This window comes from Pseudodesulfovibrio indicus, assembly GCF_001563225.1.
In the GTDB taxonomy this organism is placed as follows: Bacteria; Desulfobacterota; Desulfovibrionia; order Desulfovibrionales; family Desulfovibrionaceae; genus Pseudodesulfovibrio; species Pseudodesulfovibrio indicus.
In genome coordinates this window covers 2,719,504-2,739,730 of the sequence record NZ_CP014206.1, presented here as the reverse complement: position 1 = coordinate 2,739,730, position 20,227 = coordinate 2,719,504, and the positions used below count along the sequence as shown (strand labels likewise).

General features: G+C 60.9%; 17 protein-coding genes, 2 tRNA genes and 4 pseudogenes. 12 read left to right on the top strand and 11 right to left on the bottom strand.

Annotated elements, in window-relative coordinates; translation table 11 throughout:
- Window positions 1-65 precede the first annotated feature (65 nt).
- Window positions 66-233: a hypothetical protein gene (locus AWY79_RS19150; protein ID WP_166671397.1), complete on the top strand. Its 168-nt coding sequence runs from the start codon at window positions 66-68 to the stop codon at window positions 231-233.
- A 52-nt stretch (window positions 234-285) separates the two neighbouring features.
- Here AWY79_RS19150 and AWY79_RS12370 read toward each other — a convergent pair whose 3' ends face one another.
- Window positions 286-885, bottom strand: coding sequence for an NAD(P)H-dependent oxidoreductase (locus AWY79_RS12370; protein ID WP_066804349.1), 600 nt, complete (start codon window positions 883-885; stop codon window positions 286-288).
- A 340-nt stretch (window positions 886-1,225) separates the two neighbouring features.
- Between AWY79_RS12370 and ilvB the strand changes: the two genes are divergently transcribed.
- Complete coding sequence (gene ilvB / locus AWY79_RS12365) at window positions 1,226-2,902, top strand: acetolactate synthase large subunit (RefSeq protein ID WP_066804346.1); 1,677 nt, start codon at window positions 1,226-1,228, stop codon at window positions 2,900-2,902.
- Complete coding sequence (ilvN, locus tag AWY79_RS12360; RefSeq protein WP_066804344.1) at window positions 2,895-3,173, top strand: acetolactate synthase small subunit; 279 nt, start codon at window positions 2,895-2,897, stop codon at window positions 3,171-3,173. The genes ilvB and ilvN overlap by 8 nt, the downstream gene beginning before the upstream one ends.
- 175 nt (window positions 3,174-3,348) lie before the next feature.
- On the opposite strand, the pseudogene AWY79_RS18390 reads toward ilvN, so the two are convergent.
- Window positions 3,349-3,753 (bottom strand): annotated as a pseudogene (locus AWY79_RS18390) (IS1595 family transposase); the annotation flags it as partial.
- A 61-nt stretch (window positions 3,754-3,814) separates the two neighbouring features.
- On the opposite strand from AWY79_RS18390, the pseudogene AWY79_RS12345 reads away from it, so the two are divergent.
- A pseudogene (locus AWY79_RS12345) lies at window positions 3,815-4,869 on the top strand (IS3 family transposase); the annotation flags it as partial.
- Window positions 4,870-4,941: 72 nt separating this feature from the next.
- On the opposite strand, the pseudogene AWY79_RS19390 reads toward AWY79_RS12345, so the two are convergent.
- Window positions 4,942-5,202 (bottom strand): annotated as a pseudogene (locus AWY79_RS19390) (IS1595 family transposase); the annotation flags it as partial.
- A gap of 269 nt (window positions 5,203-5,471) precedes the next feature.
- On the opposite strand from AWY79_RS19390, the gene AWY79_RS12340 reads away from it, so the two are divergent.
- On the top strand, window positions 5,472-6,317 hold the full coding sequence (locus tag AWY79_RS12340) for a flagellin N-terminal helical domain-containing protein (RefSeq protein ID WP_066804332.1): 846 nt from the start codon (window positions 5,472-5,474) through the stop codon (window positions 6,315-6,317).
- A gap of 22 nt (window positions 6,318-6,339) precedes the next feature.
- On the opposite strand, the pseudogene AWY79_RS12335 reads toward AWY79_RS12340, so the two are convergent.
- A pseudogene (locus AWY79_RS12335) lies at window positions 6,340-7,087 on the bottom strand (SAM-dependent methyltransferase).
- A 459-nt stretch (window positions 7,088-7,546) separates the two neighbouring features.
- On the opposite strand from AWY79_RS12335, the gene AWY79_RS19385 reads away from it, so the two are divergent.
- Window positions 7,547-9,460, top strand: coding sequence for a methyl-accepting chemotaxis protein (locus AWY79_RS19385; protein WP_233490918.1), 1,914 nt, complete (start codon window positions 7,547-7,549; stop codon window positions 9,458-9,460).
- 88 nt (window positions 9,461-9,548) lie between these two features.
- Here AWY79_RS19385 and AWY79_RS12325 read toward each other — a convergent pair.
- Both AWY79_RS12325 and AWY79_RS12320 read right to left on the bottom strand, forming a co-directional pair.
- Window positions 9,549-9,624, bottom strand: a tRNA-Thr gene (locus AWY79_RS12325).
- A 66-nt stretch (window positions 9,625-9,690) separates the two neighbouring features.
- Window positions 9,691-9,767: transfer RNA gene (locus tag AWY79_RS12320), tRNA-Pro, on the bottom strand.
- A 275-nt stretch (window positions 9,768-10,042) separates the two neighbouring features.
- Here AWY79_RS12320 and AWY79_RS12315 point away from each other — a divergent pair.
- Window positions 10,043-10,585 (top strand): chemotaxis protein CheW, encoded by a 543-nt coding sequence (locus tag AWY79_RS12315; protein ID WP_066804328.1) that lies wholly within the window; start codon window positions 10,043-10,045, stop codon window positions 10,583-10,585.
- Window positions 10,586-10,633: 48 nt separating this feature from the next.
- Here the strand turns inward: AWY79_RS12315 and AWY79_RS12310 are convergent, their stop codons facing one another.
- Both AWY79_RS12310 and AWY79_RS12305 read right to left on the bottom strand, forming a co-directional pair.
- Window positions 10,634-11,116, bottom strand: coding sequence for a hypothetical protein (locus AWY79_RS12310; RefSeq protein WP_066804326.1), 483 nt, complete (start codon window positions 11,114-11,116; stop codon window positions 10,634-10,636).
- A gap of 34 nt (window positions 11,117-11,150) precedes the next feature.
- Window positions 11,151-11,870, bottom strand: a complete 720-nt coding sequence (locus tag AWY79_RS12305; protein WP_066804324.1) for a Smr/MutS family protein — start codon at window positions 11,868-11,870, stop codon at window positions 11,151-11,153.
- Window positions 11,871-12,017: 147 nt separating this feature from the next.
- Between AWY79_RS12305 and AWY79_RS12300 the strand changes: the two genes are divergently transcribed.
- From AWY79_RS12300 to AWY79_RS12285, 4 genes are all read left to right on the top strand, one after another.
- Entirely contained in the window at window positions 12,018-12,776 is a 759-nt protein-coding gene (locus AWY79_RS12300; RefSeq protein WP_066804321.1) for an ABC transporter ATP-binding protein, read from the top strand.
- Window positions 12,777-12,798: 22 nt separating this feature from the next.
- A complete protein-coding gene (locus AWY79_RS12295; protein WP_066804318.1) occupies window positions 12,799-13,959 on the top strand; it encodes a SufB/SufD family protein in 1,161 nt (386 codons plus the stop codon).
- 150 nt (window positions 13,960-14,109) lie between these two features.
- Window positions 14,110-14,679 carry a TetR/AcrR family transcriptional regulator gene (locus tag AWY79_RS12290; RefSeq protein ID WP_066804315.1) on the top strand — a complete coding sequence of 190 codons (570 nt, stop codon included), beginning with the start codon at window positions 14,110-14,112 and terminating at the stop codon, window positions 14,677-14,679.
- Window positions 14,680-14,701: 22 nt separating this feature from the next.
- On the top strand, window positions 14,702-15,157 hold the full coding sequence (locus tag AWY79_RS12285; RefSeq protein ID WP_078063768.1) for a metal-dependent hydrolase: 456 nt from the start codon (window positions 14,702-14,704) through the stop codon (window positions 15,155-15,157).
- 50 nt (window positions 15,158-15,207) lie between these two features.
- On the opposite strand, the gene AWY79_RS12280 is transcribed toward AWY79_RS12285, so the two are convergent.
- Together AWY79_RS12280 and sucD are read right to left on the bottom strand one after the other, a co-directional pair.
- Entirely contained in the window at window positions 15,208-16,269 is a 1,062-nt protein-coding gene (locus tag AWY79_RS12280) for a glycosyltransferase family 4 protein (protein WP_066804310.1), read from the bottom strand.
- A gap of 12 nt (window positions 16,270-16,281) precedes the next feature.
- Complete coding sequence (sucD, locus tag AWY79_RS12275; RefSeq protein ID WP_066804308.1) at window positions 16,282-18,360, bottom strand: succinate--CoA ligase subunit alpha; 2,079 nt, start codon at window positions 18,358-18,360, stop codon at window positions 16,282-16,284.
- A gap of 146 nt (window positions 18,361-18,506) precedes the next feature.
- Between sucD and AWY79_RS12270 the strand changes: the two genes are divergently transcribed.
- On the top strand, window positions 18,507-19,280 hold the full coding sequence (locus AWY79_RS12270) for a hypothetical protein (protein WP_133987293.1): 774 nt from the start codon (window positions 18,507-18,509) through the stop codon (window positions 19,278-19,280).
- Between the two features lie 9 nt (window positions 19,281-19,289).
- Here AWY79_RS12270 and AWY79_RS12265 read toward each other — a convergent pair whose 3' ends face one another.
- Entirely contained in the window at window positions 19,290-20,201 is a 912-nt protein-coding gene (locus AWY79_RS12265) for a DHH family phosphoesterase (RefSeq protein WP_066804304.1), read from the bottom strand.
- Window positions 20,202-20,227: the final 26 nt, after the last annotated feature.

Here is a 20,227-nt window from a genome sequence, read left to right as displayed (position 1 = left end):
CGTCTTTGCCCGCTCAACGAATGGAAAGGGTTGCGGTCCGCCGCAACCCTTTTTCGGAGTACTGAATGAATCTGCTGCGTCTGAATATCTGGCGGAAGTGCATCCTGGTCGGCTTCGTGGCCGCCGTGGTGCTCATGTTCACCATCGATTGGGGTTACCACTTCCACGTCGGCCACGTGGTCCGGCTGTTTGTCGGAGCCGCCGCCTTCTGGCTCGCCGTGGACCGGTTGTAGCCCGCGCGATCAGGCGTGATCGCAGGCCCTGCAAAGCTTTCCGGCCGGATGATCAGGGCTCGGCGGGGAAGGTTTCGGACACGATCCGGGCCGTCTCATCGAGCCACGCCTTGCGCTCCTCCGGGGTGGAGGTGCAGATGATCCGGAACATGCGTCGGGTCACGTCCGGCACCCCGCACAAACCGAAAACGCAATCCTTCCAGATCCGTTCCAGCGGGTCGCCGAAGACGGTCTCCTCGCGGTTCGCCTCGGTGTTCGAGGTGTTGAACACGATGGCCTTTTGCGCCTTGAGCAACCCCTGCGGGACGCCTTCGCCGTCGTCGCCTTCCACGAACTCGTAGGCCGTGCCGGGGCGCATGATCCGGTCCACCCAGCCCGTCAGCACGGCGGGGGGCATGCCCCACCAGTTGGGGTGGACGATGATCAGGCCGTCGGCCCCGGCGGTCTCGGCGCAATGTCGCTCGATATCGGCGGGAAGCGTTGCCCCGCGCGGAATTTCCCCGGCGGGCAGCAGGGGGTCGAACCCCTCGGCGCAGAGATCGCGGAGGATCGCCCGGTGGCCGTTTGTTGCCAGGGTCTCCATGGCCCTGGCCGCGATGGCGTGGTTGAAGCTCTTGGGGTCGGGGTGGGCGAGAATCACGAGTATGTGCATGGGAACCTCCGTGGTGTCGTGCCAACCCAATATCCGGCCATGGAGCGATTGACAAGCAAAGTACGGGAAAGTGCTTGACCTTTCCAAAGGCCGGGGGTAGGCAAAATTCAAGGACAAAAGGAAAATTCCATGTTGCGCGTCGAAAACACCACCATCTTCACCCCCGCCAGCCTAACCGTGGCCGGCGTACTCGTCGTAGTGGACGTAGTAGTAGGTTGTGTTCATAGGGACGCGCCATAGCGGGACTGTTGCAATTGAATTTCAAAACCCCCGTCGGTGCGAACCGGCGGGGGTTTTTCTTTAGGATTCCCGCCGGACACGGGGCAAACAGGAGGCTCTCATGAAAATGTCAGGTGCGGAAATCATCATCAAATTGCTGGAACGGCAGGGTGTGCGGACCATCGCCGGTATTCCGGGCGGCGCGAACCTGCCGCTCTACGACGCCCTCGGCCAACACGGCGGCATCAAACACATCCTGACCCGCCACGAGCAGGGCGCGGGGTTCATCGCCCAGGGCATGGCCCGGGTCAGCGGCCAGCCCGCCGTGTTCTTCGCCACCTCAGGGCCGGGCGCGACCAATACCCTCACGGCCATCGCCGACGCCAAGCTCGATTCCATCCCCATCATCTGCATCACCGGCCAGGTGCCGCTGTCCATGATCGGCACCGACGCCTTTCAGGAAGTGGACACCTACGGCCTGTCCGTGCCCATCACCAAGCACAATTTTCTGGTCCGGTCCGCCGAGGACCTTTTGCGGGTCATCCCGGACGCCTTCCGCATCGCCTCCAGCGGTCGCCCCGGTCCGGTGGTCATCGACGTGCCCAAGGACGTCCAGATGGCCGAGGTCGAGTTCGACGCCTGGCCCGAGCCCGGCCGCCCGGACCCCACGCCCGAACTGTTCCCCGGCGAGATCGAGCACGCCGCGACCATGATCAACCGCGCGGAAAAGCCGATCCTGTACCTCGGCGGCGGCGTGATCCAGTCCGATTCCGCGCCTCAGGCCCTGGCCATGGCCGAGAAGGGGGGTATCCCGTCCGCCATGACCCTCATGGGGCTGGGAGCCATCCCCGTCGGCCATCCCCTGAACCTGGGCATGCTCGGCATGCACGCGGCCCGCTACACCAACCTGGCCCTTGAGGAATGCGACCTGCTCATCGCCATCGGCGTGCGCTTCGACGACCGCGCCACGGGCAAGGTCCCGGAATTCTGTCCCAAGGCCAAGGTCATTCACATGGACATCGACCCCAGCGAGCTGGACAAAATCAAGACCGCCCACGCCTCGGTCCGGGGCGATGTGGCCGACGTCCTGGCGGCGCTGCTGCCGCTCATCGAGCAGCAGGACAGGGCGGAATGGAACGGTGAGGTGGCGGCCCTCAAAGCGGCGCACCCCATGCTCGTCCCCGGCGCGGACGACCCCGCCTCACCCTACGGCGTCATTCTCAAGGCCGCCGAGCTGGCGGGCGACCGGGCCATCGTCTGCACCGACGTGGGCCAGCACCAGATGCGTACCGCCCAGGTCTACCCGTTCCGCCATCCGCGCCACTGGCTGACCTCCGGCGGCCTGGGGACCATGGGCTTCGGCATGCCCGCCGCCCTGGGCGCGGCCCTGGCCGCTCCGGACCAGCCGGTCATCTGCTTCAGCGGCGACGGGTCCATCATGATGAACATCCAGGACCTGGCCACGGCCATGGAGTACGACATCCCGGTCAAGATCATCCTGACCAACAACAACGCGCTGGGCCTCGTGCGCCAGCAGCAGGACCTCTTCTACGGCAAGCGGTACACGGCCTCCGATTATGCCAAGCAGGTGGATTTCATCAAGATCGCCGAAGGGTTCGGCATTCGCACCCATGACCTCGGCTGCTGCGACGATCCCGCCGCCACCCTGGCCCTGGCCCTGGCCGAGCCCGGCCCGGCGCTGATCCACGTCCCCATCAGCCCGGACGAGCCCGTCTATCCGATGGTGCCCCCCGGAGCCGCCAATTCCCATATGATCGGAGGTGAGAACCATGTGTAAACAGACCGTCATCGAATTGTCCGTGAACAACCATCCCGGCGTCATGTCCCATATCTGCGGCCTGTTCGCCCGCCGCGCCTACAACGTCGAAGGCATTGCCTGCATGCCCGTCAACGGCGGCGGAACCAGCAAGATATGGCTCCTGGTGGATGCCGATCAGCGGCTGGACCAGATGATCAAGCAGGTGGACAAACTCGAAGACGTGCTCTGCGTGGAACGCCACGATCACGGACACCCCGTCTTCGCCAAAATGGCCGAATTCGTTCAGTAAGCCCGGCAACGGGCACCCTTCCTCCTCAAGGCCGGCGCAAGCCGGCCTTTTGTTTTTTGATGCCTCCGGCGGCCGGGGGAAGGGGGAGAGGAACCTTTTGAGAAAGGTTCCTCTCCCCCTTCCCCCGGACCCCCATCCCCCTCTCTTCCAAAACTTTTGGGGCTGACATAGATAACTATGTCGCGTTATGCCTCTTTATCCATTCCTTCAGGGTAGATAACTGCTCTTTTGGAGAGCCGTAATTGAACCTGAATTCGCACTCTTTCAAATACAGCCAAAAATGCTTTCGAGGAATGCCATTGTATTTCCTCAAATGGCGCTTGGCTTGGTTCCAAAAATTCTCAATCCCGTTGATGTGGTTGTGGCCATCGACATACTTCTTAAGGTGATTGATTCGATAGTGTTTAAATTCAGACACATCGAGGACATTGTAGGACGACAACCCATCCGTGTACACAACACTATCGGGATGTACCTGGGAGTCGATGATCTCCTTTAAGGTCTTCGATTTAGTGTCGGGTAGAATCTGCGCATAAACCCTTCCGTTACGTTTAAGAATGCCAAATACTGCGGTAATCCCCCGAAAACTAGTTGTTCTGGAAAGTAGAATTTTCCATTAACCAGATCGAAGGAGATTCTACATGAAGAAATCACGTTACAGCGACGCGCAGATTTTAAACATTTTGAAGCAGGCCGAGAGTGGCATTCCCGTGGCTCAGCTTTGCCGCGAGCACGGCATGAGCAGCGCCACGTTTTACAAATGGCGCTCCAAGTACGGCGGCATGGACGCCTCGCTCATGGCTCGCATGAAGGAGCTGGAGAAAGAGAATCAACTTCTCAAGCGCATGTATGCCGAGGAAAAGATGAAGGCCGAAGTCGTTGCCGAGGCGCTAGCAAAAAACTGGTAAGGCCGTCTCGCCGCCGCGAGATGGCCAAGAAAGCCGTGCAGCACAGCGCTCTGAACATCCGTCAGGCGTGTGAGGCGTTCAGCATCAGTCAGACGTGCTATCGCTACGAGCCGAAGCTTTCGGCTGAGAATGAACGTGTTGCCGATTGGCTACTGCGTTTGACGCATAATCAGCGTAACTGGGGTTTCGGGCTGTGCTTTTTATACCTACGCAATGTCAAAGGCTTTGGCTGGAATCATAAACGCGTTTACCGGATTTATTGCGAGCTGGAGCTTAACATGCGGATCAAGCCCAAGCGACGTATCGTGCGCGAAAAGCCGGAGCCGCTTGCGCAACCGGAAGCTATCAACCAGGTCTGGTCCATGGATTTCATGCACCACCAGTTACGAAATGGCCGCAATTATCGCCTGTTCAACGTGATTGACGATTTCAACCGTGAAGGGCTGACCATTGAGGCCGATTTTTCGTTGCCCTCGGAGCGGGTTATCCGCTCGTTGGAGCAGATAATGGAGTGGCGTGGTACCCCGGAAGTGATTCGTTGCGACAACGGCCCTGAATACGTCAGCCACCGACTCCAGGGCTGGGCCAAGCGAAAGGGAATCCGGCTTGAGTACATCCAGCCCGGGAAGCCGCAGCAGAATGCGTACGTTGAACGGTACAACCGAACCGTGAGATATGACTGGCTCAGCCAGTACCTGTTTGAAACCATAGATGAGGTCCAGGAATTTGCCACAAGGTGGCTTTGGACCTACAACAACGAACGGCCGCACTCTGCCCTTGGGGGGTACCCCCAAGGGCAAGGCTGGGCGAGGCAGCATAGGCTCTACTTTTCAGGCCCCCTAGAAATGGGGGGATTACCCTGCCACTTTACCCGCAGCACCCCGTCCGCGAATACCACGTCTATAGCCTCCAAAATAGCTCTCATCTACTTCAACCTCACCGGAAAACATATCCATTGAGGGCATTTGCTCTGCTATAATATTCCGTAATCTATGATAAAAACTGATAGCAGTGTTGCGGTTTACCCCGACCAATTCACAGGCTGTCCGAGCTGGTGTGCCAGCAACAAAATGCTCAATGAGGCGGCCTGAAATACGCCCAGACAAACGTGATCTCTTTATCCTCATGGTTTCCCCTAATACGGAGAGAGATCTATGTCAGCCCCAAACTTTTTGTGTCGCTGCGCGAGGTTTGGGGGGTGTAGAAGGATGTGTAGCTTTACGATTCGTTTCAAGATCACTAATGCACGGTCACTTTAATCAGCACGGACCCGAGCGAAGCGAGCGATAAAAAGCTTTGAAGGGGAGGCCGGAGGCATTCATTCCCCCTAAAGATTCAGGAGCGGCTGCCGATAACGCATGTGGCAAACTCCGTTTGAACGGGAGAGGTCATGGCGCTTACGGACATAGAGAAGAGTTTCATCTACGATTACTCGATGCAGCTGTTGCAGCAGGACATGCTGACCAACCGGCTGTTCGCGTCTTCTTCCGTGGGCACGGACCTGCGCAGCCTGGTCCTGGGCGGCCCGGTGCGCGCGGCCACCTTCACCAATCCCTTTGAGGAGGCCATCAGCGGCACCCTGCGAGGCGACGCCGCCGCCGTGCGCCAGGCCGCGAAAAACGTGGGCGAGGCCGCCTCCATGATGGGCGTGGCGAGGACCGAGATGGCCACCATCGTCGATGCGCTGAACGACATGGAGAACATGATCGACCAGATCAATTCCGGCGAGCTGGACGGCACGAGCTCCGTGGTCCAGGCCGACTACGACGCGCTGCGGGACAAGATCACCGGGGCCATATCCGGCGCGGATTTCAACGGCATCGCGGTGCTCGATTCCGGCCAGTGGGGCACGGACCAGATCGACGCCAACGGCAACGTCTTCATCCAGTCGAGCAAGGACGGCGGGTTCAACATCACCTTCCATTCGGTGGACACCCCGTCCAGCGGCGTGAACTGGACCGATCTCGACGGCACCGCGCTGGGCGCGGACGCCACCCGGGCCACGCAGCTCGGCTATGTGCAGAGCCTGCAGAGCGAGATGTCCTCCATCATGAACGTCTACGAGGGCAAGGAAGACTCGCTTCAGTCGCAGCAGCTCAATCTGGAGAGCCAGTCGCAACTCCTGGATCAGGCCGCCCAGATCCGCAAGCCGTCGGACCCCGACTATTCCCTTGAGCAGCTCCTGGCCGACCTGATCGCCCGCCAGACCGGCACCATCTACGACGGCACCGGTTAGTGCCGTCGAATGCGCGAATGCCCTAACGGGACATCAGCGCGAACACCCCCCAGCCCATGTATTCACGCGTGTACGCGGCGTAGCGCTCGGGTTCCGTGTCCAGCTTGGCCCGGACTTCCGCCGCGAACTCGTCGTCGGGATTGGCCTCAAGCCATCGGCGCATGGTGAGCCATTTGGCGGCTTCGTATCTGTCCCAGCCATCCTGGTCGGCCAGGACCATCTCCACGACGTCGTAGCCGAGGCTGCCGAAGGACGCGAGGAAATCGGGCAGCATGAGATAGTCGGAGACACCGTTGGCAAGGCATCCCCTGGCCACCTTGTCCGAAGGCGGAAGCTGTCGCCAATAGGGCTCTCCGACGAGGATAATCCCTCCCGGGCGCAGGCTTTGCGCCAGCAGTTCGATGGTGCCGGGGACGCCCCCGCCGATCCAGGTGGCGCCCACACAGGCTGCAACGTCGACCTTTTCGTCGGAGACGAATCCGGCGGCATCGCCGTGGATGAATCCGACCTGATCGGCCACGCCGAGTTCCTTGGCGCGCTGTTCGGCCTGCCTGGTGAACAGCGGGCTCATGTCGACGCCGGTGCCGATCACGCCGTGGTCGCGGGCCCAGGTGCACAGCATTTCTCCCGAACCGCTGCCCAGATCGAGTATCCGGGTACCCGGCTTCAGACGCAACGCTGCGCGCGAGAGTGGCGAATTTGTCTTCGGTGAAAGGGTTGTGAATGCGGTGGGCGCTTTCTGATATGGTGAATATCCGCGGAATGTCCATTGTGCTAATCCCCTTGTGAACTCTGCCTGGTCAAAGCTGACCGGGCATTTGACGGCATCGCCTCCGCTTCGGGATGTCGATCGGGAGCGGCTGGGATGTCGGGGCCATACCCCCTTGCGTGGCATGGAATCTTCTGAGTTCCGTTGAAAGTTCGATGGTGCTTTTGGAATAGGGCGAAGCGGGCGGAAAGGCAACTCCATACCATGCCTTCCGAGGCATTGTCGGACAGTCGGCGGGAGCCTCGGCGTCATGAGCCCGAAAAACCGCCTGGGTATCTCTTCGTCCGATCGGGATGCGAAAAGGTGCAGCCAAGAGCAACGCCCACAATAATCGGGGCGAGTCGCAGCGTTACGGCATGAATGCGAGAAGTCCGCATTGTGTAGCCGAACCATATTATAACGGTCTTCAGTATGTTGCTCGGCTATGCTTATATAATGAACTTTCCACGTGGAGGGGAGCATGAAAATCAGAGCCAAGTTCATTCTTTCAATTATTCTTCCAGTCGTGATTTCGGTGACGGTCATTTCCGGTATGGTTTCGATGCAAATACGTGGAACCGTTTTGGAATCATTCGAGGCATCCGCTCAGGGACAGCTCCTGATGGTTGACGGTTTCGTGGGCCAACTGCTCAAGAGTCCCGCAGACATAACGAGATATGTGGCTTCGATGCCGGCGGTCAGAAACGGACTGGGCGACTGGACGCGCTTTTTCACGTTGCCGGAGGGCAAGTATTTTGCCCTGCGGGACAACATGGGAGCGTTGGAGAGACAGGCTTTCGAGGCGTTCGACAAGCTCATGCGCAGTCACTCCGAATTCGCGTACGTGTATGCCGGGTTGAAGGATGGCGGGTACACTGCCGCGCCCAATGAGGAGGTCAGCAATTCGTACGATCCGAGGAAGCGGCCATGGTACGAGCAGGGAGCTGCTTCGAAAACGGATACGACGTTGCTGAAGGCGTACATCACGACGCAGGGGGTTCCCAACATCGGGATGGTGACCAAGATCAAGGACGATCAGGGGCAACTGATCGGTGTCGCCGCAGTGGACATATCCCTCGGAAAACTGAGTGAGATTGCGTCCAGCATCCAGATCGGGAAAACGGGATACATCATGATTGTCCAGGACGACGGAAGAATCCTGGCCGACCCGCGAGATAAGGAGCGGGTGTTCAAGAAGATGGGGGAGCTTTCCGAGGCCTACGCCAAGTTGAATTCAACAACGGACAAATTGGTGGAAGGGCTTGTTGTGGACGGCATGGACATGCTCGGCAGCGTCTATGTGTCCCAGGAGACCGGCTGGAAGTACATAGCCCTTATCCAACGTGACGAAATCGTTGCCTCTTCGACCGCAGCCATACGGAATACGGTCATCATTGGCGTTGTGATAGCCGTCCTTTTCGGGCTGGTTGGTTGGAAGCTCGCCAATTCCATGGCAACACCTATCGTTCGAAGCGGCGAAATTACCCGCATGGTGGCTCAGGGCGACCTGACGAGTTCCATTGAGGTCAAGGGCAAGGACGAAGTGGCACAGTTGGGGCATGATCTGCAGGACATGGGTTCCAAACTTCGGGGAATTGTCGGCGAAGTGCGCCAAGCCGTGGACAGCGTGGCCACGGGAGCCTCGGAGTTGTCCTCCACGGCCGAGAGTCTCGCCCAGGGCGCCACGGAGCAGGCGGCCAATGTCGAGGAAGTCGCTTCCTCCATGGAGGAGATGCTGTCCAATATCAGTCACAACGCAGAAAATACGAAAGAGACTGAACAGATAGCTCTTCGCTCCGCCGAGGACGCCACGAGCGGCGGAAAGTCGGTGGCCCAGACCGTAGCGGCGATGAAAGTAATTGCGGATAAAATCTCTGTAGTGGAGGAAATAGCCCGTCAGACGAATTTGCTGGCATTGAATGCGGCCATTGAAGCCGCGCGTGCGGGTGAACACGGGAAGGGGTTCGCGGTCGTGGCGGCAGAGGTGCGAAAGCTGGCCGAACGGTCGGGAATGGCAGCCGCCGAGATCAGCGAATTGTCCATTTCGAGCGTGAAGGTGGCCGAAGAGGCCGGTTCGATGCTGGAGAAGATGGTTCCGGACATCAAGCATACGGCCGAGCTGATTCACAATATCACGGTCGCCAACAACGAGCAGCAGGCCGGGGCCGAGGGAATCAACAGCGCGATCCACCAATTGGACCAGGTCACTCAGCAGATCGCCGCAGCCTCGGAGGAGATGTCCTCCACGGCATCGGAACTTTCCGGCCAGGCCAATCTTCTGAAGAGCACGGTGGCGTTCTTCAAGCTTGGCGGAGAGGGGCGGGCCGATCCTGTCCGGACCGCCTTGCCCGCATCCGACTCCGAGCCTGAGGACGATATGTTCGACAGGTATTAGAAAGACGGGTTCCAAAGAGGCCGGAATGAGGCCAGTATCGGCAAAAAGAAAATCGCCTCTCGTGAGAGAGGCGATTTTCTTTGATATGTGGAGCTGCTGGACGGGATTGAACCGTCTACCTCGTCCTTACCAAGGACGCGCTCTACCTATTGAGCTACAGCAGCGTTCCGGCTGTTTTCGATGAAATGGCGGGTCGACTCTTGGTCGGCCCGCCGGGGTACTTCATCGTTTGGTCGGGATGAGAGGATTTGAACCTCCGACCCCTTGAACCCCATTCAAGTGCGCTCCCAGACTGCGCTACATCCCGACGCGAAGTGAGTAACTATCCGCGCACCGGTTCGTTGTCAACGCTTTTTTCAGAAAAAATGTCAACTTGGTGTTTTTTTTGACGATTAGAGCAGGGTGGCCGGCTGTTTCCAGTTTCTTCACCACTGGGCCGATTTATAATGGCATAATTTCGGTTCTGTGGTTAATAAGTTAATCAGATTGTTGGACAACCCTTGGGACGGACCTTCGTTGGCGAGTTGATATTGTCCGTCCAAGATGTGGAAAATATTAACAATACACAACCAGGGGGTTGGTATGGTTGATGAAGCGCTGAAAGATATCAATCAATTTTTGACCTTCACGCTGGGCAAGGAAATCTTCGCCCTGGACATCGGGACGGTCCGCGAGGTGCTTGAACTGACCTCCATCACCAAGATCCCGAGGACGCCGAAATTCATGCGCGGAGTCATCAACCTGCGCGGCCATGCCGTGCCCGTGGTGGACATGCGCCTGAAGCTGGGCATGTCCCAGGGCGAGGACACGGTGGACACCTGCATCATCATCGTGGAAATCGAGTTCGAGGGCGAATTCACGGTCATGGGCGCCCTGGTGGATTCCGTGCGCGAGGTGTTCGAAATGACCCCGGACACCATCGAGCCCGCACCGAAGATGGGCGCGGCCATCAATGCCGAGTACATCAAGGGCATGGGCCGTCAGAACGAACAGTTCATCATCATCATCGACATCAACAAGATCTTCTCCGCCGAGGAGCTGGCCATGGCCAAGGATATGGCCGGGCTGGCCGGGGGGCCGGATCGCATCCCCGCCCCGGAAGAGGCTGCCCCCGCGCAGGCCTAGACGAGCCGAAACAAAACCCCCGTCCGAAAGGGCGGGGGTTTTTTCATGCTATTCGCGACCCGACAGGACGTCGGCCTTCACCTGGAGCGCTCCGAGGTGGAAGGCCGTGTGGGCCAATGCTCCCGCCGCGCCCCAGGCGCTCTCCGGGTCATTGGGCGCGTGCCGCTCGATGGCCTGTTTGAGGATTTCGGCCTGGGCGGCTATCCTCTCTAGCAGTTCGCGCCATTCCCCTTCGCTGACCGCGGATTTCTCCCAGCTGGCGTTCCAGTCGTATTCCTTGTCCCGGACGCCTTCTATCCAGTCGGTGAAGACGTCCAGGCTGAAGGACAGATGCAGGGCGTGGGTCGCCATGGAGGTTCCGGCCGCCGGGGTGGACGCCTGGCGGGCGGAGAAGGTTCCGAGCAGGTCGAGCAGCCCGCCTTCACCGGGGTTGAGGAACGCGCCCTTGTCCTGGGCGCCGTCAAAGCATTCGCCGACAACGCCGAGGAGGGCGTCGATCACCTGGTGTGGCGAAAGGGTGTCGTTCTTCATGGGCGTCTTACCTGTTGAGCGGTTTTCGGGTGAATCAGTCGTCCCAGTTCATCATCCTGTCCCACTGGACCTTGCCCTCGGTCTTCTTCTGGCGGCGCAGCAGGACGTAGAGCGCGCCCGCGCCGCCGTCCTTGGGTTGGGCCGTGCAGAACGCCAGGACCACGCGCCGGAGCGGCTCCTTGGTCAGCCAGGTCTCGGTCTCGGTGCGCAGGATGGGCTGGCCGCCCGGCGAGTTCTTGCCGCGTCCGGTGACCACCAGCACGCAGCGGTGTCCCTGGAGATAGCTTTCGCGGATGAAGAAGAGCAGCGAGTCGCGGGCCTGGTCCGAGGTCATGCCGTGCAGGTCCAGGTGTCCGGCCACGCTCAGCGAACCGTTCTTGAGCTGCTGGAAGGTCTTGATGTCCAGGCCGCGCACGTAGCCGTACATGTACTCCTCGGTGTATTCCAGCTCGAACTCGATGTCGCCGCGCATGAACCGTTCCAGGTCGTTGCGCGCCTGGTCCTCCTCGGAGAGCTGCTGCGCGGCGGCCGTCTGCACGGCAGGGGATACCTGGCGGCCGCTTTCGCCGTCCATGCGCTGCACGCCCTGCATGGCGGCCAGGAAGATTTCCTGCTCTTTGGTGTCGTCCTCGGGGTTGACTTTTTCCTTGGGAGGCTCATTTTTCTTGTACGGAAGGGAATAGACATCCTCTTTCTCCTTCCGGAATTTGAGCTGCTTGAGATCGCCAAGGTTGTTCATGCGTTTTTTCGCCATCGTGTATCCTTCCTTCGGTCGAACCGAGTACATTCCAAAATCCCCGTCCGGGGCGGTGTCTGGGGCTGTCCGGCGCATCAATCGCTGGACTTCCGGGACGTGCTTCAGTATTGACCCTGTTGCACATCATTCAAAGCGAGGAAACACATGCTGACCATTGAAGACTTGCATGTCAACATCGGCGATAAAGAGGTCCTCAAGGGGATCAATCTCCAGATAAACGACGGGGAGACCTTCATCCTGTTCGGACCCAACGGTTCGGGCAAGACGTCGCTGCTCATGTCCCTCATGGGCTTCTCCGGCTACGAAATCACCAAGGGCCGAATCCTGTTCAAGGGCGAGGACATCACCCACGCGCCCATGTACGAGCGCGCCCGCCTGGGTATGGGCATGTCCTTCCAGCGTCCGCCGACCATCCACGGGCTGCGCACCCGCCACCTGGTGAACATGTGTTCCCGCAAGGGCGTGGTGAACGTGGACCTGCTGGCCGAGACCGTGAACATGTCGGAATTTCTCGACCGCGACATCAACGCGGGCTTCTCCGGCGGCGAGATCAAGCGCTCGGAACTGTTGCAGCTCATGGCCCAGCAGCCCGACCTGGTGCTCTTCGACGAGCCCGAATCCGGCGTGGACATGGAGAACATGCAGCTGGTGGGCAAGGTCGCCCGCGACGTGCTGGACGGCAAGTTCAGCGTGGCCCCGGACCTGAGCCTCAAGGAGCGCAAGGAACGGGTCAAGACCGCCGGGCTGATCATCACCCACACCGGTTATATCCTCGACTATGTCAACGCCGACCGGGGCCAGGTCCTGTACAAGGGCCATCTGTGCTGCGAAGGCCGCCCCAGAGACATCCTCGACCACATCCGGGAGCACGGCTACCAGGAATGTGTCCGCTGCATGAACTAGCCGCTGTGCAGGGAGAATAGATATGAGCAAAGTCGATCTGAAGAATTTCAAGTTTGACGGCCTCCAACAGGAGGCCATCACCGATCTGAACGCCCTGTCCGAAGAGGACAAGGATCAGCTCCTCATGGCGGGCGTGGTCTCCGACCTGTCCACCCGCTCCGCGTCCTACCTCCAGATGGACCAGTCCGCGGTCCACTGCCAGTCCAAGGACGATGGCGTGGAGATCATGGACATCAAGGAGGCCCTTAAGAAGTACGACGGCCTCAAGGAGTATTACTGGACCCTGGTGGACAAGGACAAGGACGAGTTCACCCGTTCCGCCCACGACAACCTCCACGGCGGCTACTTCATCCGGGTCAAGGCCGGGGCCAAGATCAAGGACCCCATCCAGTCCTGTCTGATGCTCAAGTCCGAGAACGTGGGCCAGAACGTCCACAACCTCGTGATCATCGAGGAGGGGGCCGAGGCGCACATCATCACCGGCTGTTCCGTGGCCCACGGCACCAAGTCCGGCGCGCACCTGGGCATCTCCGAGTTTTTCGTCAAGAAGAACGCGTCCCTGACCTTCACCATGGTCCACAACTGGTCCGAATCCGTGGCCGTGCGGCCGCGTTCGGCGGGCGTGGTCGAGGAGGGCGGCAAGTTCCTGTCCAACTACGTGCTGCTCAAGCCGGTCAAGGACCTCCAGATGTACCCCTCCATCGAGCTGAACGGCCCGGATTCCGTGGCCCGCTTCAACTCCGTGGTGGTCGCCACCGAAGGGTCCCACCTGGACATGGGCAACCGCGTGATCATGAACGCCCCGGAGACCCGGTGTGAGATCATCGCCCGGACCATCGCCTCGGGCGGCACGATCATTAACCGGGGCCACATCGCCGCCCACCATACCCCCAGCAAGGGCCACCTGGAATGTCAGGGCCTCATCCTGGGCAGCGGACGCATCTGGGCCATCCCGGAGCTGGACGGCTCCCTGGAGGGCGTGGAGCTCTCCCACGAGGCGTCCGTGGGCAAGATCGCCCAGGACGAGATCGAGTATCTCATGGCGCGCGGCATGGACGAGGACGAAGCGACCTCGACCATCGTACGCGGCTTCCTGAACACCGACATCATGGGATTGCCCGAGCGGCTGCAAAAGGAGATCGACAAGCAGATCGACGAATTGCAGTCCTCCAACGCCATGTAGGCGGCGCAAAACGCCAGTCCAGGGGCGGCGGCTTCGGCCTCCGCCCCTTTTTTATTTGCTGCTCCCGTTCAATTTACCCCTTGAACAAACCGTGTTCACATACTAAGCAATGCCATTCATTGTCACATTTCGACTGCAAGGGAGCGCCCCATGACGAAGAAGGAAGGTATCCTGCTTGCGGCCCAGGAGCTGTTTGCGCGCTGCGGCTATGCGGGGACGACCATGAAGATGGTCGCCGAGCAGGCCGGGGTGGCCTCCGGCCTGGTCTTCCATTATTACGATTCCAAGGAAAACCTCTTCATGCAGGCCGGAGCCGAGCTGATCGACACCATGATCGGCGTCCTGCGCCAGGCCATCGAGGCCGCGGACAACGGCTGCGAAGCCATGGGCATCTTCGTCAAGGCGTATCTGGACTTCACCATCGACAACGTGAAGACCTTCCCGACCCTGATCCGGTGTTCGCCCTTCAGCGACGACAACCCGGACCTGGACCGCAAGAAGATCGCGGCCAAGTTCAGGCAGTTGATTGATCTCATAGAAGAAATTTTGCAGAAGGGCATTGAGGACGGGTCCATCCGCCCGCTGCCAGTGAACCAGGCGGCCTTCATGGTCTACGGCGTGATCGTGGGTGCGGTCCGTACCCGGTTCCTGACGCCCTACGACATCCCCGGCCTGTATTCCGAAGCCAGGGAGTTCATCATCCGTTCCGTCCGCGCCTAGCGGTCTTCCGGGTTTTTCGACAATGCCTGATTACAGGGGACATCTCGCGGGAGGACTGTTCTTCGGCGTCATGGGCGTCGTGGGTGCGGTTCTGCTCGGCTGGCTGGTCTTCGATCCGCTCCAGGCGGCTGGGCTGGTGGGGTTCTGCCTGCTCGGCGCGCTGTTCCCGGACGTGGACACCAACTCCAAGGGCCAGAACCTCTATTACGCGGTCTTCGCGGTCATGGACCTGGTGCTGATCATCCGGGGGCTGTACGTCTGGGCGGCCTGGTTCGGGCTCTTCTCCATGCTCCCGGCCGTGGGCACGCACCGGGGCTGGACGCACACCTGGTGGGCCATGTTCCTCATCCCGCTGCCCATCCTGGCGGTGCCGTTCTTCATGGGCGTGCCGGACCTGTTCCCGGGCTTCGTCCCGTTCTACACGGCCTTTGCCCTGGGCTACTTCTCCCACCTGATTCTGGATGGAAAATTCAAATGATTCCGGTGATCGGAACGTGATCACTCAAGACGTTCGAACCCCGTGAAAGGCTAGCGGCACAGCCCCCGGTACAGGGTCATGTACTTGCCGGCCATGACTTCGTCCGTGTAGCGGGCCATGGACCTTGTGCCGTTGGCCACCAGTTGGGCGGACAGCGCCTCGTCCTTGACCAGCCTGACGATGCAATCGGCCAGCTCCTTGGCGTCGCGGTTGCGGAAGACCAGGCCGTCCTCCTCGTGAGTGACCAGCTCCAGATTGGAGGGCAGGTCCGAGGTGATGACCGGGGTGCGGGTGGCCCATCCTTCCTTGATGACCGCGTTCGATCCCTCGCCGTCCACCGAGGGAACGGTCAGGATGTCGATCTCCGGCAGGACCTCGCGGCTGTCGCGGTAGCCCAGGAAGAGGATGGAGTCGGCCAGCTTGAGCTTTTCTGCCTGCTGCTTCAATTCGTAGCGCAGCGGGCCTTCGCCCGCGATCATGCACTGCCAATGCGGCATGTCCGTGGATTTGCGCAGGTGGGCCAGGGCGTCGATGAGGACCTCGAATCCCTTCTGGGTGCTGAGCGCGCCCACTGCGCCGATGGTCAGCATGGGGTGCTTGCGCGGTTCGGCCTCGTACATGGACGGGTCGATGCCGCTGTGGATGGTGGTGGTCTTCTCCTCGGGTACGCCGCAGGAGACGAGCACGTCTTGGATTTCGCGGCTTACGGCCACCAGCAGGTCGCCCTCCAGATACTTCTTGCGGCTCCAGCCCGGCTTGAGCCGGTAGGAGACCCGGCGGCTGTGCACCAGCTTGAACCGTCCCTTGCGGAATTTCTTGGCCATGGCGGCCAGGGACGCGCCCTTGGCATCGTTGGTGTGCACGATGTCCGGGTCGAACGACTTGATGACCGACAGCACCCGCAGGATGTTCAGGGGATTGTAGTCGCTGTGGGAGGGCAGGTCGGTGAAGGGGATGGCGTTCTCCACCAGCAGGGGCTTGAGCGGGGAGCCCGAAGGGATGGCCACAAGGGGCTCGAACCCGTCGGTGCGGGACAGGGCCCTGGCGAGGTAGAACACCTGGCGCTGGCCGCCGCGCATGATCTTGCCCAGGTCGAGTAACAGTACCTTCAACTTTGATTCCTTTTATTTCAGTGCCTTGGCCGTGATCTCCGCCACAGCCTTGAGGCTGGGGCAGACAGCGAAACCGGCCCGGCTCATGGCTTCGAGCTTGCCTTCGATGGTCCCGCCTTTCTCCAGGATCGCCCCGGCGTGACCCAATCGTTTGCCCGGAGGAGCGGTCTGCCCGGCGATGAAGGAGACCACGGGTTTGTCGAAACCCGTCCGGAGGACGTATTCAGCCAGATTCTCCTCGGCCTGTCCACCGATTTCACCAAGCACGACCACGGCCTTGGTTCCTTCGTGATTGCGAATCATTTCGAACATATCCACGAAGGAGACGCCGATGAAGGGATCGCCGCCTATGCCCACGCACAGGGATTGGCCGATGCCTGCGGCGGTCAGACGGTCCGCCACCTCGTAGGTCAGGGTGCCGCTGCGGGAGAGTACGGCCACCGGGCCGGGAGAGAACGGGGTGGGGGGCAGGATGCCGATCTTGGTCTGCCCGGGGACGATGATGCCGGGGGTGTTCGGGCCGACCACGCGGGTCGGAGAGCGGCGGATGCGCTCGAAGGTGGCCAGCATGTCGTGCTGGGTAATGCCTTCGGTGATGCACACGGCCCACGGGATCTCGTTGAACGCCGCCTCGGCCACCGCGTCGGCGGCCAGGCGGGGGGGCACGAAGATGATGGACGCCCCGATCCGATGGTCGCGCACGGCCTCGGCAATGGAATCGTAGACCGGCACGCCCAGGACCTCCTGGCCGCCCTTGAACGGGGTGACGCCCGCAACCACGTTGGCCCCGTATTCCAGCATGAGCCGGGTGTGGAGCTGGCCTTCGCGGCCGGTGATGCCCTGGACCAGGATCGGGGTGTCGCGGTCGATGCCGAACACGGCGTCGCTCCGGTAGCCCGAGGCGGCGGGGCGGTCGCCCAGGGGGCGGTCCATGGGGGTGGGGTATTCCACCGCCGGGTAGTCCGCCGGGCGGAGGGACCGCAGAATCTGCATGGCCTCGCGCATGTTGGAGACCATGTGCAGGTTGTCCACCTCAAGCGACTTGAGAATGCGCAGGCCGGACTCGGAGTCCTTGCCCGACATGCGGACCACGATGGGCTTCTCCGGGGACGTGCCGCCGAGCGCGCCCTGCATGGCCAGGGCGACCTTTTCGCAAGACAGGATGCCGCCGAAAAGATTGATGAAGATGGCCTTGGCCTTGGCGTCGCCGAAGAGCAGCGCCAGGGCGGTCTCCATGCGTTTCTGATCGGCCCCGCCGCCCAGGTCCAGGAAGTTGGAGGCGGGCAGGCCCGAGAAGTTGAGCAGGTCCATGGTGGCCATGGCCAGTCCTGCGCCGTTGACCATCAGGCCGACCCAGCCGGGCAGCTTGACGAAGGACAGTCCCGCGTCGCGGGCCGTGTTTTCCTCGTCGGTGGCGTGTTCGCGCTGGTAATACTCCTCGGTGGCCGGGTCCAGCTCCGCGAAGTTGTCGTCGATCTCCACCTTGCCGTCCAGGGCCAGGAACCGGTTGTTCTTGGTGGCGATGAGCGGGTTGATCTCGGCCATGAGCAAACCCCGGTCGAGCATGCCGTTGAACAGGGCCACGAGCAGGGTGGCGAACTCCTGGAACTGGGATTTCTCCAGGCCGAGATGGAAGAAGGCCGCCCTGATCTGGTTGGGCGCCGGGCCGTTCGGCAGGACGATCTCCTGCACCAGAAGGTTGTCCTTGCCCAGGTTCTCGATCTCCACGCCGCCCACGCGGCCCACGGTGAGCAGGATGCACTTGCGCTCGCGGGACACGGTCAGGGAGAGGTAGAATTCGCGCCCGATCTCGACGCCGGGTTCCACGCGGATGAAGGGCACGGCGTGCCCCTTGATGTTCAGGCCGAAGAGTTTGCGGGCGGTGGGGGCGAAGTCGTCCGCAGCATCGATGCGCAGGATGCCGCCCGCCTTGCCTCTGCCGCCGGTGAGCACCTGGGACTTGAGGAACCAGGGCAGTGGAAAGTCGGGGGAGAATCCCTCCTCGTCGCCGGGAAAGACGGCTGCGCCTTCCGGCACAGGGATTCCGATTCTTTCGAACAGGATCTTGCTCTTGTGCTCGTTCAGTAACATGTCGCTCTCTTGTGTTGGCTTTGGCTTGGACGCTGGCACCTTATTGGGTTTGAGCGCTTGAAGCAATGCAAATGTGTTGACCATGGAGAGATTTGAGAGGAAAATGGCCATTCCTGGTGAAATAAATGCATCAGGATGGAGGAAATGTGTCCGATATCAGTGATTTTGCCGACCAACTTCAACAGGATGTCGTCTCCGACATGGCCGAATCCTTTTTCGGCAACAGGAAGGAACTGGACAATGCGTTGGAGGCATACTCCGGCATGATCCGCGACTTCCTGCCCGTGGTCGAGCAGCTGTACCGCGCCGAGGCCACCCTGCGGCTCCTGCTGCTCGACGAGGCGGCGGCGGACGAATGTTTCCGGAGGCTGGGCATCGATCCCGCCTCCATGCCCCAGGCCGAGGGCGCGGGCATCCTCCCCCGCGAATCCCTGCCGTTCGCCCTGACCGGCAAGCGGCGCTTCACGGCCTGCGTTCTCGACGCCTACGAGCAGCTGCGCAAGGCGGCCCAGGACTATCTCCACGGGCAGTACTACGACGACCCCGTCCAGAAGGGACGCAAGCGGCTGACCATGCACTACCGGCGGCTGGAAGAGGTGGCGGCCTACATCAATGAAAAGATCAGGAAGGCCAACGAGGAGTCGTCCGTGACCTCGGTGCTGCGCGAGGTGAAACGGCTGAACCCGGTCCAGATGGAGCGGGAGCAGATCATGGGCGACATCTATCTCAAGGAAGGGTGCGGGCTGGACAACGACATGTGCTTCGTGCCCATCGACTTCAAGGGGTACCAGTTCCCGGAGGTGGCGGACCTGCCGCCCCTGAAGGACGTCCGCGAACCCCTGGAAAACTTCTGCGCCGAGCTGTACGCCCGGCGCAGGGAAGAGGCCCGTCAGGCCATGAAGGAGCTTGCGGGCGGATAGCCCGCCCGGTTACGACTGCTCGTTGATCCGCTCGATGATCTTGGCCAGGGTCTCGGGCGCGTCCGGTTCGGCCACCTGGCAGGTGCCCACGGCCTTGTGGCCGCCGCCGCCCAGGGAGAGCATCAGCGCGCCCACGTCCACCTTGCTCGTGCGGTTGAGGATGGAGTGGCCCACGGTGAAGACCACGTTCTGCTTCTTGAATCCCCAGATGACCCGGATCGAGATGTTGCACTCGCTGAACAGGGTGTAGATCATGAACCGGTTGCCGCAGTGGATGGGGTCCTGGTCCCTCAGGTCCAGGACGACCGCGTCGCCGTGCACCTCGGCGTTGTCCTTGAGCATCTTGATGAAGTCGTCCTGGTCCGCGAAATACTTTTCGATGCGTTCGCGCACGTCCGGGATGGCGATGATCTCTTCGGCGGATTTGGAGCGGCAGTATTCGATCATGTCGAGCATCAGCTGGTAGTTGCTGATGCGGAAGTCGCGGTAGCGGCCCAGGCCGGTGCGCGGGTCCATGATGAAGCCGAGCAGCACCCAGCCCGTGGGGTTGGTGATCTCCTCGGCGGTCAGGTTGGCCGAATCCACCTTGTCTACGGCCTCGATGAAGGCGGAGTAGGAGGCCGGAAACTTCTTGGCCCCGTAATACTCGTAGATCACCCTCGCGCAGCTGGGCAGCGGCTTGCTTTCGCCCTCGAACCGGATGTCGCCCAGTCGGTCCTGCTCGCTGGTGTGGTGATCGAACCACAGCCCGCACCCCTCGACGTACGGCACGTTGGCCAGGATGTCGTTGGCGGAGACTTCGACGCGGCCGTCCTGCAGGTCCTTGGGATGGGCGAACAGATAATCGTCGATCAGATTGAGCTGTTTGAGCAGGGTGGCGCAGGCCAGGCCGTCGAAGTCGGAACGGGTAACGAGTCTCATGCGGTTTTCTCCATCCATGTCGGTCG